This is a genomic window from Sutcliffiella horikoshii (assembly GCF_008180725.1).
Classification (GTDB): domain Bacteria; phylum Bacillota; class Bacilli; order Bacillales; family Bacillaceae_I; genus Sutcliffiella_A; species Sutcliffiella_A horikoshii_B.
In genome coordinates this window covers 25,960-40,080 of record NZ_VTEV01000012.1, presented here as the reverse complement: position 1 = coordinate 40,080, position 14,121 = coordinate 25,960, and the positions used below count along the sequence as shown (strand labels likewise).

The 14,121-nt window shown below is 38.3% G+C and carries 12 protein-coding genes, 1 pseudogene and 1 riboswitch; of the genes and pseudogenes, 9 read left to right on the top strand and 4 right to left on the bottom strand.

Annotation, left to right across the window (positions count from 1 at the left end; genetic code table 11):
* The first annotated feature begins 317 nt into the window (after nucleotides 1–317).
* Together FZC76_RS20720 and FZC76_RS20715 are read left to right on the top strand one after the other, a co-directional pair.
* A complete protein-coding gene (locus FZC76_RS20720; protein ID WP_148990057.1) occupies nucleotides 318–1,025 on the top strand; it encodes a M48 family metallopeptidase in 708 nt (235 codons plus the stop codon).
* A gap of 64 nt (nucleotides 1,026–1,089) precedes the next feature.
* Complete coding sequence (locus FZC76_RS20715; protein WP_148990056.1) at nucleotides 1,090–1,641, top strand: chloramphenicol phosphotransferase CPT family protein; 552 nt, start codon at nucleotides 1,090–1,092, stop codon at nucleotides 1,639–1,641.
* A gap of 50 nt (nucleotides 1,642–1,691) precedes the next feature.
* Here FZC76_RS20715 and FZC76_RS20710 read toward each other — a convergent pair whose 3' ends face one another.
* Nucleotides 1,692–1,916, bottom strand: coding sequence for a hypothetical protein (locus FZC76_RS20710; protein ID WP_148990055.1), 225 nt, complete (start codon nucleotides 1,914–1,916; stop codon nucleotides 1,692–1,694).
* A gap of 551 nt (nucleotides 1,917–2,467) precedes the next feature.
* Between FZC76_RS20710 and FZC76_RS20705 the strand changes: the two genes are divergently transcribed.
* From FZC76_RS20705 to FZC76_RS20695, 3 genes and pseudogenes are all read left to right on the top strand, one after another.
* Nucleotides 2,468–3,277, top strand: a complete 810-nt coding sequence (locus FZC76_RS20705; RefSeq protein WP_148990054.1) for a hypothetical protein — start codon at nucleotides 2,468–2,470, stop codon at nucleotides 3,275–3,277.
* Nucleotides 3,278–4,623: 1,346 nt separating this feature from the next.
* Nucleotides 4,624–4,749, top strand: a pseudogene (locus FZC76_RS23745) (excalibur calcium-binding domain-containing protein); the annotation flags it as partial.
* A gap of 142 nt (nucleotides 4,750–4,891) precedes the next feature.
* The gene (locus FZC76_RS20695; protein WP_148990052.1) at nucleotides 4,892–5,314 is read left to right on the top strand and encodes a DUF1275 domain-containing protein; all 423 of its coding nucleotides are present in this window, start codon (nucleotides 4,892–4,894) and stop codon (nucleotides 5,312–5,314) included.
* 114 nt (nucleotides 5,315–5,428) lie between these two features.
* Here the strand turns inward: FZC76_RS20695 and FZC76_RS20690 are convergent, their stop codons facing one another.
* Nucleotides 5,429–5,632 (bottom strand): hypothetical protein, encoded by a 204-nt coding sequence (locus FZC76_RS20690; protein WP_148990051.1) that lies wholly within the window; start codon nucleotides 5,630–5,632, stop codon nucleotides 5,429–5,431.
* Nucleotides 5,633–6,088: 456 nt separating this feature from the next.
* Here FZC76_RS20690 and FZC76_RS20685 point away from each other — a divergent pair, with 456 nt between their 5' ends.
* From FZC76_RS20685 to FZC76_RS20670, 4 genes are all read left to right on the top strand, one after another.
* Nucleotides 6,089–10,189, top strand: coding sequence for a S8 family serine peptidase (locus tag FZC76_RS20685; protein ID WP_148990050.1), 4,101 nt, complete (start codon nucleotides 6,089–6,091; stop codon nucleotides 10,187–10,189).
* A gap of 193 nt (nucleotides 10,190–10,382) precedes the next feature.
* The gene (locus FZC76_RS20680; RefSeq protein ID WP_148990049.1) at nucleotides 10,383–10,643 is read left to right on the top strand and encodes a hypothetical protein; all 261 of its coding nucleotides are present in this window, start codon (nucleotides 10,383–10,385) and stop codon (nucleotides 10,641–10,643) included.
* A 74-nt stretch (nucleotides 10,644–10,717) separates the two neighbouring features.
* Nucleotides 10,718–11,677 (top strand): magnesium/cobalt transporter CorA, encoded by a 960-nt coding sequence (gene corA, locus FZC76_RS20675; protein WP_148990048.1) that lies wholly within the window; start codon nucleotides 10,718–10,720, stop codon nucleotides 11,675–11,677.
* Nucleotides 11,678–11,705: 28 nt separating this feature from the next.
* Entirely contained in the window at nucleotides 11,706–12,215 is a 510-nt protein-coding gene (locus tag FZC76_RS20670; protein ID WP_148990047.1) for a GNAT family N-acetyltransferase, read from the top strand.
* A gap of 136 nt (nucleotides 12,216–12,351) precedes the next feature.
* Here FZC76_RS20670 and guaC read toward each other — a convergent pair whose 3' ends face one another.
* Both guaC and FZC76_RS20660 read right to left on the bottom strand, forming a co-directional pair.
* Entirely contained in the window at nucleotides 12,352–13,335 is a 984-nt protein-coding gene (gene guaC / locus FZC76_RS20665) for a GMP reductase (RefSeq protein WP_148990046.1), read from the bottom strand.
* Nucleotides 13,336–13,415: 80 nt separating this feature from the next.
* A riboswitch (purine riboswitch) is annotated at nucleotides 13,416–13,515 on the bottom strand.
* A gap of 246 nt (nucleotides 13,516–13,761) precedes the next feature.
* Complete coding sequence (locus FZC76_RS20660; protein ID WP_148990045.1) at nucleotides 13,762–13,923, bottom strand: DUF1540 domain-containing protein; 162 nt, start codon at nucleotides 13,921–13,923, stop codon at nucleotides 13,762–13,764.
* Between the last annotated feature and the right edge of the window lie 198 nt (nucleotides 13,924–14,121).

Genomic DNA, 14,121 nt, shown 5'->3' with positions numbered 1-14,121 from the left:
GCTGGATCCGTACCATGCAGATAAGGTTGGTAAGATACAGAATAGGGTTAAGTGGAATGGTTATATGTTTGTACTGGACTATCAGGGTTTTTGCTATCTATGGAACTGGTAATAGTTGAAATAGTATAATTAGTATGTTACCAGAGATCGGGACCAATCTAACACTCTGCAGGAAGTAAGAGAACTCTCCTTCTACTTCCTGTGGAGTGACAGATTGGCTTCCTTTGGACTTTGGAGTAAGGAATTAATCTCCTCTACTTTTTACAACCGAAATTTAATATAATTACTTAGAAAAGTAAATGATGTAAGGTGATACAATGATACATACATATTCAGGTCAAACCATCCATTTTGAGATAAAATACAAAAATCGCAAATCCATTGCCATTCGTATGGACGTTTATGGAAATGTTGAGGTCCAGGCTCCTAAAGGTACACAGGATGAAAAAGTGATTCAATTGCTGGAGGAAAGGTGGGAACTGATTCAAGAAAAATCAAAGGAGATGAAGGACAGACTGCTTGGGCAGCAGGAGAAGGAATACAGTCAGGAGGAGAGGGTTCTTTATTTAGGAAACACCTATCCTGTAAAGGTTTATCAAGATAGTTCTATTGAACAAGATTATGTCGCGTTTGATGAGAAACATATAAATGTTTATGTGAAACAGGTGGAGGACGGAAGGATAAAACAAGCTTTAAAGAGATTTTATTACCAGCAATGCAAAGCTATAGTGGAGAAGAGTGTAAGATCCTATCAAAGTAACTTTAAAGTAAAACCAAGGTCTATCCGTATATCTGATAGTAAGACTACATGGGGAACCTGTGATTCCCAATTACAGTTAACGTTCAATTGGAAGTTGGCGATGGCCCCAATGAAGGTAATCGATTATGTAGTAGTACACGAAATGTGCCATATGATTCATCTCAATCACGACCGATCCTTCTGGCGACTTGTAGGAAAAATATCGCCTGATTATAAAGAGCAGGAAAATTGGTTGGCGCTGTCTAGTTGGAAGATGACTATTTAGGCGTGAGAGGCTTTAGGAAGTTCTTAGAATGTGGTCTATAACTGAGGATATTGGGGTGTGAGTTGTGAAAAAAGGAATGATTATAGTTCTAAACGGTGTGTCAAGTTCAGGAAAATCAACTCTAGCGAAGGAAATAACAAAGTTACTTCCTGACTTTTTTACTTTTAGCATAGATGATTATGATTTGGTAATAGAGAAGATGGAAGATAGAGAAAACCAGAGACTTATACCGGTTGAAACGGAATATTTTTATTATAAGAATGTGGCAATGTTCTCAGATCGAGGTGTCAATTTAATACTTGATCAAATTCTCCATGACCCCTTAACATTACAAAATTTTTATGAAACTCTGAGCTCTTATCCAATTCTTCTTGTGGGAGTGCATTGTACTGTAGAGGAGCTTAAGAATAGAGAAAAGTCCAGAGGAGACCGACAAATTGGGCAAGCACTTTCTCAGCTTAGTTTCGTACATCACCAAGAAATTTACGATGTTGAAGTTAATACATACACCCACTCAATGAAAGAATGTGCGAATGCTATTGTAAACCGATTAGAAAGTAATTTACCCTTATTAGGATTCAAGAAATCGTTGAAGGAATTTGAATCTTCAAAGTGATTTGTTTAACTAACATGTTTCATTTGGGCTATATTAAGAATGAAACACCCTCATCCCCAAAACCGCTGACCCGAACACCCCGGGTACCCATGTATATCCTGTACCGTATTCATATCATATTGCTTTAAGGCGAATTGTGAATGGTATAGGTATTCCATTACTAAAAGCTTTCCGTTAGTGGTTCCACATAACACCCCTGAAGTTCCTGTGCCATCTAAAAACGAGACTCCGATGGGCTGATTCATTAAGTGAGGAATTTTCTGATGCCAAGGCATAGCTGACACTCCTTTCCCTCTAGTGTATAACCCATAGCTCCATTAAGTGCCTGTTTGATTTTTGTGTGCTACTTTTAAAACCCCACAGAAAGCTGCTTTCTTTGTAGTCTAAAAAAATGAACTGTCCCCTAGTTTCTTCGAGAACAAATTAGATTTTTACTGATAATATCCCAATAATCATAATTCTAAATACCTAGAACTAAGAAGCAGGGGACGGACCTCTGCTCCTTTTTTTCTTTTGTTACTGGAACTCATGAAATACTTGCACGAGGTAGTTACATCTAAATAGTTTTTACAACTAAAGTGAAAGGAAGTGAATTCCTCACGAGTCTAGTCAATCCATTCGATAAAATACCGTAAAGTAAGGAAGCAAAGAACCGTCCCTCTGAATCTAGATTTACACCTATCCGTTTATAGCAAATACTTAGTAACTGAGAATTATTCTTTTAGGAATATATGTAAAAAATGAAGGTATTTGTATTTTTTTGAGTAATTATATATAAGCGCGCAAAAACCTGAATTCAGGAAAATAATTCGAAGAGGTGGAAGAAGTGTTAAAAAAAATCGTTTTTCTTGTTGTTTCACTAGTATTATTACTATCTATTAATAATACTACCAGTGCATTTGCAAATGAAGTAATTGAAAGTGATGAGCCTGTATTCCAAGAGTTAACAAAGGAGCAAGAGAAATTTGTAAATAAGATTAATAAAGGGTTGGAAAAAATTGCAAATAATCCAGAGAAAATCAAAGAATATCTGTTGAAAAATGGATTTGAAAAAGGCGAAGAGCAATTAATCCAACCTTTGCACCATAGTGATGTAAATATTAGTCTGGAACGATATAGAAATAGCAAAAACGGACTTTATACACTGATTGGTAATTGGGAATTTGCAGCTGGAAAGATAGATACATCTGATAGCTCTGATGATGTAGTAAGTTTATCTTTATGGAAAACTGATTACTCTAGACCAAGTGGAATAGTTTTTGCATCATACCCAACCAGATTATATGTTTACGATAGCTTGGGTTCTCTAAGGGTAAATACATCATCTCATTTTAATGGACTGAGCAACGGATTTATTTGGAAATATGCAGATAAATATGTTTATAATGGAAGTGGATACACAGGACAAGAAGGCACAGCAGTTATTTGGGCTACTAGTGTGCCAAGTACAACTATGTATGGAGTTATGAACTATAAACATACTTACAAAAAAATAGGAACTTTAGATTCAGCTACAATAACTGGAGGTACTAGTGGAGTTGATCTATCTGTAACCTTTAGTGGTGGATCAACAGGAATCCAAAATTTCCGCAATCAAATTTCAATTAGCAGCTGGCCTAGTAAATATGTTGAATAACTTATAGGAATGGTGAAAAAGTGTCTAACTTCCAAAAGAGTATTATTATACTTTCTAGTATTTTCTTAATAATAACAACCCTGTTTCTTTACAATCTTTTGAATATATTTAAACAACAAACTACTTATACTAGTAATTCCATAGAAAAAGTTATTACTTCACTAGATTCAAATATATTTAATGGGACTGAAGTTACTACACATAATGGAAATAATGAAGGTACATTTTATTCTTATTTAAACCGTGGAGACTCTGTTTTCCTTCTTGAGTTGAACACCATAAACAATTCATTTTTTGTTTATGATATTTCAAATTTAAACGATAAGCCTATACTAATATTAGAAACAAAATTAAAATAAAAAAATCTCTTCACCTTTAAATCTTATAAGGTGAAGAGATTTTTGTGTAACAAAGAAGCAGGGGACGGACCTCTGCTTCTTTTCTTTCTATAATTAGTGGAAATCACGAAATACTTGCACTAGATAGATACGTCTAAATAGTTTTTAACAACTATATTGGAAAGGAGTGAATACCTCACTAGTCAATCCATTCTAAAAATACCGTAAAATAGGGAAGAAAAGGACCGTCCCTCTGAATCTTACAAAAGAGACTCCAATGGGCTGATGCAAGTTTATATTTTTGTCTTTGACTACAGGATTTGGCTATCTATGGGGCTGATAACAGTTAAAATGATGAGCCTAAGTGCAACCGGTAAGATTTATAGTAAAACCTAACCCCTTTTCAAGGTTGTATAATTTTTTTCTTAATTAAGTAAATAGAGGCTGGGACAAAACTAAAAGATGATAATAAAAGACGAACAATATAGGTACCGGCTCTAAATACCGCTATTGATTTTCCCGCAAGACTTCGCTTTCCGCGGGTGACCCGTGAGCCTCCTCGGCTTTGCTTGCGGGGTCTCACATTAGCCACTTCTCCCGCAGGAGTCTTCGTGTCTTGCACTCCAATCAACCGCTGGTGTAACCTAAAAACTAAACGAATACTTCGAAAAAAGACCCGAACTAATTTGATTTAAAAATTCAAATTAGTTCGGGTTTTATTTAGACTAAAGCACTTATGTCCCAGCCTCAAATAATAGGAAAATTATTTTGGGGGATAGGGAATTGAAAAAGTATTTAGTAGGTTTATCATCTTTATTTTTGATTATTAGTTTAGTTGCTTGTTCATCTGAAAGTTCGAATACCTCACAAGTAGAGGAAAAGATTGAGGAAAAGCGTTCTGAGGACAAAGCAGAGGCAGAAGCAGCAGCTAAAGCAGAGGCAGAAGCAGCAGCTAAAGCGGAGGCAGAAGCAGCAGCTAAAGCGGAGGCAGAAGCGCCTTCAAGTTCAGGGGTAGAGGTCTTTGCAAATTGTACTGAACTTAGAAAGAAATATCCAAATGGCGTAGCTTCTGATCATCCAGCCTATCAACCTAAGATGGATAGAGATAAAGATAATTTTGCATGTGAAAGGTAGTATCATTTTTCTAAGCAATAATCCCTTTTCGAATAGTGAAACGGGATTTTTTTATTTCCTCTTAGATAAGTTCCCATAAAACTACTAATGAAGCATAGAAGTCCCGATGCTTGGCAGTCCTAAGGAAAGGAGGATACGTTTCATGCATCCAACAGAAATAATAGAATTAATGTTTGTCGTGGGCATAATTTTCTCAATCCTAATTCTGGCACTCTTTCTAAAAGGAAGATGGCGAAAGACCGGTTGGTTATTAGCCTCGGTTATATTGGTAGCTTATTGTATATTCTTTGTAGCTCGTCCTTTTTGGATTGATACACAGATTGAGAAGAAGGTGCAATTACTAAGACCATACTTAGAAGAGCGTTATCCAGATGAAGAATGGACGATTACCACTGTTCCTCACCGTAAGGACGGCTATAAACAACGAAACCCATACTATATTGGTGTTGTTTTTGATAGTGAACCAGAGGTTACGTATGATTATTGGGTAGAAAGTAAGGATAATATCTACCAGATTAGTTTTTTAACAAACAAAAGATTAGAAGAATTAGAGCATGTAGAATGATTTCAGGTTTTCTGTTTGGAAGGTTGGGACTGTTCTGCCCTTTCTTTAAAGTCTAAGGAAGCACAGAACCGTCCCCTTGCTAAAAAAACACCCTCATCCCCAAAACCGCTGACCCTAACACCCCGGGTACCCATGTATATCCTGTACCGTATTCATATCATATTGCTTTAAGGCGAATTGTGAATGGTATAGGTATTCCATTACTAAAAGCTTTCCGTTAGTGGTTCCACATAACACCCCTGAAGTTCCTGTGCCATCTAAAAACGAGACGCCAATAGGCTGATTGATTAAGTGAGGAATTTTCTGATGCCAAGGCATAGCTGACACTCCTTTCCCTCTAGTGTATAACCTATAACTCCATTAAGTGCCTGTTTGATTTTTTGTAGGCAGTGTACGCTACTTTAAAACCCCACAGAAAGCGGTGGGACGATTCTGCACTTTTAACAAAGCAGGAGAACCGTCCCCTTACATCTCTCCATTCAAAATTCAAATTGTAAATTATGTCTAGCAATTTTCCCAAACCATGTACCAAAATCAAAAAAACTAAATTTTCAAAAATAATATCCCAACTATTATAATTCTAAATACCTAGACCTAAATAACTATTCGCATTAATTAGAGTATCTAAATAACCGGCAATGCCTGATATTACTGAGTTTCAAGATGTGCATCAGTATCGAACTCTAGCGAAATACCCTATAAAATCCCCCAAATGACAGTCCCAAAGTGATGGTTTTATAATTAATTCAAACAGGATGAAATGGGGATGAATACATGAACAAGGGTAAGTATTTAAAGACAGCCTTGAGTGTCGGTCTGATTGTAGGAGCAATGGCACCTTTTAGCTCTCAATCTATTGGACATGCACAATCTCAATCTAGTGCAGTAAACATCTTAGCAAATCTCTCACAAGAACAGAGAGAAGCCTTGGAAAACCTAGAAGTGAACCGATCTTTAAGAGGGTTACAGCTTTCTAGGGACATAGATTTAGAGAGTACTGAAGAGGTAACGGTAATTGTAGAGTTTGATCAGCTCCCTGCAAAGGCTGAACAATTCCAGAAATCCCTTAAAGGGGAAAAAGTCTCATTAGAAGCAGCGTCCGAAAAGGTCGAAGAATCTCACAAGAAGTTCAAAAAAGATCTACAAACAAAAATAAAGAAGAAGGAAAAATCCTCGAAAGATCCGTATGAAATCAAATATGAATATAAAACGGCACTAAATGGAGTAACCATTACACTTCCTGCGAATGAAGTTAAAACTCTCCTTGAATCTGAAGTGGTTAAGGCGGTTTACAGTGAGCTTGAAGTACAACTTGCGCCTCCGCCTAAAGCTGATGGAGAAGAAGGAGCAACAACAAAAGTAGAGAGTATTCCTTTTTTGAACATCGATAAGTTACATAAAGAAGGATTTACCGGTGAAGGAGTCAAGATCGGAGTCATAGACACGGGGATTGATTACAATCATCCGGACTTAAAAGAAGCTTATAAAGGTGGATATGATTTTGTAGATAATGATGATGATCCAATGGAAACAACGTATGAAGATTGGAAGGCAGCAAAAGGTTATCCGGAAACCTACCAAGGAAACTCCTATTATACTAATCATGGCACACATGTGTCTGGAACAATTGTAGGACAGGCAACCAATGATTCTGACTACAAAGTGTTGGGGATTGCACCGGACGCCGAGCTGAATGTCTATCGTGTGTTAGGCCCTTATGGCAGCGGTATGAACAGTGCGACAATAGCAGGTATTGACCGCGCGGTTGCAGATGGAATGGATGTTATCAATCTATCTTTAGGAGCTCAGACGAACAACCCGCTTGATGCATCCAGCCTTGCAGTTAATAATGCAGTGTTAAGCGGAGTTACCGCGGTGGTTGCAGCAGGTAATTCAGGTGATTTAGGAAACAGTACCCTTGGTTCTCCTGGAGCGGCGGCACTCGCTTTGACGGTAGGGGCAAGTTCTGCACCTTCCTTTGTCATAACGTATGGCGGAGGATTCACTGTATCAGGTCAGCAGCACCAAGGAGTATTACAGTTAATGACCAACAAATGGACAGATGAGTTCAGCAAGTTGGAAGGAAAGAACTATGAAATGGTAGATGTGGGAGAGGGTGGACCAGCTGACTACAACGGCAAAGATGTAGCTGGGAAAGTTGCTTTTGTTGTCCGTGGATCCTATGCTCTGATTGAAAAGATGGAATATGCAAAACAAAATGGTGCTGTTGGGGTAGTGATTTATAACACAAATCCTGAAGAAGGCCATATTCCTCACTATCTGGGAGAAAACAATACTAACATTCCGACCTTTTCTTTAACGAATGAGGATGGTTTAGCTGTTAAAGAAATGTTTGAACAAGGGAATCCAACAGTTACACTTGGAGAAATGGGCACGGCTGAAATCAGCGGTGACGAACTTGCTTCTTTCAGTTCAAAAGGACCTTCCGGAACGCTGTATGATATCAAACCTGAAGTAACGGCACCTGGTGTCAATATTCTCTCAACCGTCCCGTCGTATATGCAAAATAAAGAGGATGCTTCGGATTATTCTTATGCCTACCAGAGGTTATCTGGAACGTCCATGGCTTCGCCTCTAGTGGCAGGGGTGGCAGCCCTATTGCTTGAATCAAACCCTGATTATACACCAGGCGATATTAAATCATTATTGATGAATACAGCAGATCCCTTACAAAATCAATACAGTGTATATGAGGTAGGAGCTGGAAGAGTGGATCCATACCAGGCCATTCACTCTGATACGCTCATTTCTGTACTTGATGAAACAACATTTATTGAAAACGGAGAAGAAATCCTAATCCCTGAACAGACTGGTGGACTTAGCTTTGGCTTCGTACCTATGGGGGATGAACAGATTGAAAAAACGACTGGTCTATCGATAACCAATAACAGTAAGAAAAACAATAAATATGAAATTTCAGTAGAATATAATGTTGGAGCTGCAGCGTCAGGCTCTCTAGATGCAGTGGAAAACGGAGTGAAATTGAGTGTCCCTAGCTCAATAAAAGTGAAAAAAAATAAAGAAGAACGCATTAATGCGATTCTAACCATTCCAAAAACAGCTCAAAAAGGTACGTACGAAGGTTATATTGTGATTAAGAATAAAAAAGATTCAGAAGAAACTTATCGCATTCCATTTGGAGCGAAAGTAGTGGAAGAGGGTATTGGTTTCTTTAAAGTCTATACACCAAGCATTTCAACGGATCGAGTGAACAATCCATACAGCAGAAAAGCAACTGACCTGGACTTTATCTTGAATTCGCCAATGGAAAGATTGGATTGGGTACTTGTAGATCCTGATACGAAGGAAGAGTTGGGATGGATTACTTCCGTTAATGCAACAAGCGCAGCTATTGATTACTATTACTACATTACAGAAGGATTTGCCGGATATTACTTCCCGTTTACTGGCCATGAAAAGAAGCCGATCAGTTATACGAAGGTCAGAGCGGAAGACGGCATCTATGAAGTGAAAATGATTGGAACAGCAAAAAATGGGAAGCAATTTGAGAAGTCATCACTGATCAGTCTTGAAAATGGCGCGCCTATAGTGAAGTTTGACAATACAAACGCTATGCCGACAGGAGATCTTCCGATTGTCGAACTGCCAGAAGGTCAAAGTACAGTTACTATCTCAGGAACAATAATGGATAACGAGATGAAAGCGGCTCAATCTGCAGGCATTTCGCTAACTCAAGCAAGTAGTAATTTGTGGTACGGACCAAACGGACCAAGTTTTAGAGCGGATGTCGATGAGAATGGGAAGTTCGTAAAAGAAGTAAATATTAGTGGAAACTTCACACAGATTCAATATTTAGGGGCGGATTATGCAGGAAACACAGCAGTTCCAAAGGTTGTATATTATGCAAAAGAAGGAACCCAATATGTGTTTGCCAAACCGGATAAAGAATCGTATCAAATGGGTGATGTGATCACCTATACGTTTTATGCTAACAACCTAGAAAAAGCGCATGACTTTTCGTTGAACTTCTATTATAGTGACAAATTTCTGGATGCTCCGGTGAACTTCAAACTTGCAGATGGCCTTCCGGAAGGATCTGAGTTGGTTGAAACCACCACAAAGCCCGGAACAACAAAGTCAGTGATCGATATTTCCATTCCTGGAGAAGGTCTATCAGGTGATGTTGCACTTTTTGAAGTAACAGTCGACACTACTGCAAACGAATTCAAGAACGCATATTCTCCAATATTTAGCAGTGTCAGTACCACGCAGGTAAATGGAGGCCCTAGATTGACAACGAGAATCGGTGCTCATCCAATCTATCCATCTTTCTCAAATGTGGATGCAGGATTCTTAGGTGCTGAAGGGTTCCTTACTGATGCAGGTAGGTTTGATTACAGTAGAGATTACTCCAAAGTAGGTGCAGCGATAAGTGTAGTAGATGCAAAAGGGAATTCGTATCCTGCAAGACTTGAGTCCAATGGTAGACTATATTTTGATAAATTGCCGGTAACGGAGACAAAGTATACAGTGGTGATTGATATACCTGGACATTACACAACCTATACACCGCTTGAAGTAGGACGGAAAGAAAATGGTATTGATATAGGTGAATTTATTATTTATAGGCCAGCAGTATCAAAACCAGGAGATATCAACAAAGATAATGCAATAGATATCCATGATGCAATTTTAGTAGAAAAGCATTGGGGTACAGACTATAGAGACACAGATATCAATTTCGATGGCCTAACAGACGCAAAAGACTTTAATCTTCTTGAGAAGTATTATTTAAGTGAAAATGATTTTGTATTGGATACGCCAAACCCGGAAGCAGAAGCGGAAGGAAAAACAATTGAATCTATTAAGAAAGCCTTAGGAATAACTCCATAAGTAGAAAAGGGCGGTCCTTGTAACGGGACTGCCTTTTCTTATAAGTTTAAGTGACAGAAAAATAAAACAATTTAAAAAACAACTCTTTTTCTGATGAAAAAATAACGGTATGATAAAGATAATTTTACTTTACAACTAAATTCGGGAGTCGATTCATCAGCTGCCGAACGTAAAAACATAAAGGAGGATCACTATGCAAACAAAAGACCAATTAATCAATTCTTTTAGTGAAATTAATATGAAAGAGTATGCCATGCCCATTATCTGTATTTACAATAGCCCCACTGATTACAAAGGAATGTTCGTGGCGAGACTCTTCGATGTGAATAAACCGACACCCATAATTCTGATGAGAACTACTTTGGATGCCATTAGAAAGGAGATTCCGGAAAATTTTTCCCTTGTCCCTAAACAAGCTGGAGAAGATGCTAATATTGTAGAAACCTATATTTAGATTACATCCTCCTCACTTTTAAAACCACACAAAACAGGGTATAAAAACCCTATACGAATGTGAGGGGAAGCCAAATGATAAGAATTGCCGGAATGACAAGAGATCATCAAATCAAAAAAGATATAACCATTGAAAACCTCAATAGAAACGCCTATAAATGGATCTGGGTTGACTTCAACGAGCCGTCAGAAGAGGAAATTAAACATTTAGACAGTACTTTCCACTTCCACCCATTGGCGATAGAGGATTGCATACATAGATTGCAGCGGCCAAAGCTTGATCATTATGAGGATCATACGTTTTTCGTGACGCACAGTATTCAACAAAAGGAAGACGAGCTTCATAAAGAGGAAGTGAATTTTTTTCTAGGGGAAAATTATGTGGTGAGTTTTCATCAGGCACCTTCTAAAGAGGTGGATGCGGTGTGGAAGAGCCTGGACAAGCCACCTAAAGACGTGGAAAACTGGGATGAGTATTATGTGTTTTATGAAATTCTCGACGACATCGTGGATAATTATTTTCCATTGCTATATAAGTTAGAGGACCAGTTGGACAAAATTGAGGACAACACGCAAGATAAATCGATGAATCAGCTGATGGACGAGCTGTTCGATACGAGGTATTCCTTATTGGACCTGCGACATACGATCAACCCTATGCGGGATTTGTTGTACCGCATGCTCAATACGCATCGCCTGGATGGGGTCATGAAAAGGAAAGAGTACTTCGCGGATATTTATGATCATCTCCTGAAGCTATCTGACATGGTTACCTCCAACCGGGAATTGACGGCGGACATTCGGGATAATTACCTTTCCTTAAACTCCCATCAAGCCAACAATGTCATGAAGGTCCTTACCATCATCACTTCCATCTTCGCACCACTGACTTTTATTGCAGGGATTTACGGGATGAATTTTCAATATATGCCGGAGCTGACCTATAGATATGGGTACTTTATCGCGCTTGGAGTCATGGTCGTCATGGGAATCGGCTTGTATATTTGGTTTAGGTGGAAGGGTTGGTTTAAGTAAGGCAATTGAAGGATAAGGGTGTGTTTACTTGAAGGTTCTAGAAACGGAACGACTAGTGCTCCGAAGACTTTCATCTAATGATGCAAAGTTTATACTGGAGCTTTTAAATGAGCCCTCATGGCTAAAGTATATCGGAGACAAGGGGGTGAGGACCCTGGGAGATGCGAGGGATTATATTTTAAATGGACCTTGTGACATGTATGAACGATTGGGCTTTGGTCTCTACTTAACCGAATTGAAAGGGGATGGAATTCCAATCGGGATCTGTGGTCTTATTAAAAGAGAGTCCTTAGATGATGTGGATATTGGTTTTGCATTCCTTCCTAAGTATTGGTCAAAAGGATATGCTTACGAGGCAGCCTCAGCTGTAATGAAATACGGAAAAGAAGTTATAGGCCTAAATCGGATAGTGGCTATTACTTCTTTAGATAACCATAGTTCCGTTAAACTGCTTGAAAAGCTAGGGTTTGTATTTGAAAAGAAAGTTAAGCTTTCTCAAGATTCTCAGGAGGTTAAGTTGTTTGTGACTGGACTCTAAATCTATGTGAGATGCGGAAATGAGATGAAGGTAGAGAGCACATTCCATTGTATTTAGTTAATACGAATAAGAACAAAAAAACAGCATACCTTACCCCTCGGGATTAAGTATGCTGCCATGTTTTTTCCCCTAAACCTTAGTACACCTTATCCCCATTAAAAATAGAGTTCTTCACAATCACATAATCTACGTGACGGATTGCGTCTAACGTAGTTCCGCCGGCGTAGGAGATAGAAGATTGAAGATCTTGTTCCATCTCCGTTAACGTGTCTTGTAAGGCACCTTTATGCTCAACGAACATTTTTTTGCCTTCTACGTTTTTCTTTTCGCCTTTTTGGAATTCGGAAGCGGAGCCGAAGTATTCTTTCACTAGCTTTCCGTTTACTTCGCTAGTCTCACCTGGTGATTCTTCATGGCCTGCAAAAAGGGAGCCAATCATGACCATTGTTGCACCGAAACGTACGGATTTCGCGATATCGCCGTGTGTACGGATTCCGCCATCGGCAATGATTGGTTTGCTTGCTGCCTTTGCACATAAACGAAGTGCAGCCAACTGCCAGCCACCAGTTCCGAAACCAGTTTTAATTTTTGTGATACATACTTTACCTGGTCCAATCCCAACTTTTGTTGCGTCAGCGCCGGCATGTTCTAGTTCGCGCACCGCTTCAGGTGTTCCAACGTTACCAGCAATAACGAAGCTCTCTGGCAGGTGTTTTTTGATATGCTGGATCATATTGATGACAGCATTGGAATGCCCATGGGCAATGTCGATCGTGATGAATTCAGGAGTAAGGTTTGCTGCTGCAAGTTCTTCAACAAATGAATATTCTTCTTCTTTCACCCCAACACTGATGGAAGCGTAAAGACCTTTTGCATGCATGTTCTCAATGAATGCCTGACGCTTTTGTGGCTCAAAGCGGTGCATGATGTAAAAGTAATTGTTTTCAGCAAGATAAAGGGCAATCTTTTCATCAATGATTGTTTGCATATTGGCTGGCACTACAGGAAGCTTAAATTGACGGCCACCAAGTGTTACCGTTGTATCACACTCGGAACGACTGTTAACCACACATTTATTTGGAACTAACTGAATATCTTCATAATCAAATACATTTTCCATGAGACACACCCCTAAAAGATTAATTTTCACAGTAATGTTCGATAAAATCCAAAACAAAAAAAATCCAGACTAAAAATGGGTAGAGTAATCCACCCATTCGTAGTTAGGATTTTACGGCTCCTAGTAGAAACTCTTAGACCATATCTCTAAGAATATACGAATGAAAATAGTTATATTCATTAAACACAAATTTGATTATAAACGAACTTTATAATATTGTCTATAATAAATGTTCGTATTTAAAAGAAAAAACATAGAAATATACACTATTTTTATACAGTATTTTGTTTTTCTGGCTTTTTCCCTACCAAATAAAGATTAAATGATAAGAAAGATGTTTGTTAAAAGACGAATAATAATGATAATTATTATCAATACTAAAATAGAAAAGCGACAATCACCGTCATGATTGCCGCTTTGAAAAAGTTAGTGTCCAGCAGGTTCGAATGTTTTGCAATCCGTTTCTTCACTGTTTGAAGCGTTACGTTCTTTGTTGTTAACTACATAAATTTGAGAAGCGCCACACTTGTTTTGAGCATTAATGTTGTGAACGCAACTACTTACTTCACATAATACATCCTGTGCCATATAAACACCTCCTTAACTCTTAGGATAAACAAGCTCTGTTCATTCTATACAGATAGAAGAGATGATACACTTCGCCATAAATAATGCTGCGAGAAAAAGAATTTTCCTTATATAACTATTTTTAAACAAATGTTTGTATAAGTCATTTTCAACTATTGTCCCTAAGCGGTTTAAATCTAATCGATAAACATCGACTAT

Excerpts from the sequence above, each read along its gene's own strand:
- FZC76_RS20695 (WP_148990052.1), top strand. The coding sequence starts at position 4,892 with ATGCATCCAACAGAAATAATAGAATTAATGTTTGTCGTGGGCATAATT.
- guaC (WP_148990046.1), bottom strand. The coding sequence starts at position 13,335 with ATGGAAAATGTATTTGATTATGAAGATATTCAGTTAGTTCCAAATAAA.
- FZC76_RS20690 (WP_148990051.1), bottom strand. The coding sequence starts at position 5,632 with ATGCCTTGGCATCAGAAAATTCCTCACTTAATCAATCAGCCTATTGGC.
- FZC76_RS20720 (WP_148990057.1), top strand. The coding sequence starts at position 318 with ATGATACATACATATTCAGGTCAAACCATCCATTTTGAGATAAAATAC.
- FZC76_RS20680 (WP_148990049.1), top strand. The coding sequence starts at position 10,383 with ATGCAAACAAAAGACCAATTAATCAATTCTTTTAGTGAAATTAATATG.
- corA (WP_148990048.1), top strand. The coding sequence starts at position 10,718 with ATGATAAGAATTGCCGGAATGACAAGAGATCATCAAATCAAAAAAGAT.
- FZC76_RS20710 (WP_148990055.1), bottom strand. The coding sequence starts at position 1,916 with ATGCCTTGGCATCAGAAAATTCCTCACTTAATGAATCAGCCCATCGGA.
- FZC76_RS20685 (WP_148990050.1), top strand. The coding sequence starts at position 6,089 with ATGAACAAGGGTAAGTATTTAAAGACAGCCTTGAGTGTCGGTCTGATT.
- FZC76_RS20660 (WP_148990045.1), bottom strand. The coding sequence starts at position 13,923 with ATGGCACAGGATGTATTATGTGAAGTAAGTAGTTGCGTTCACAACATT.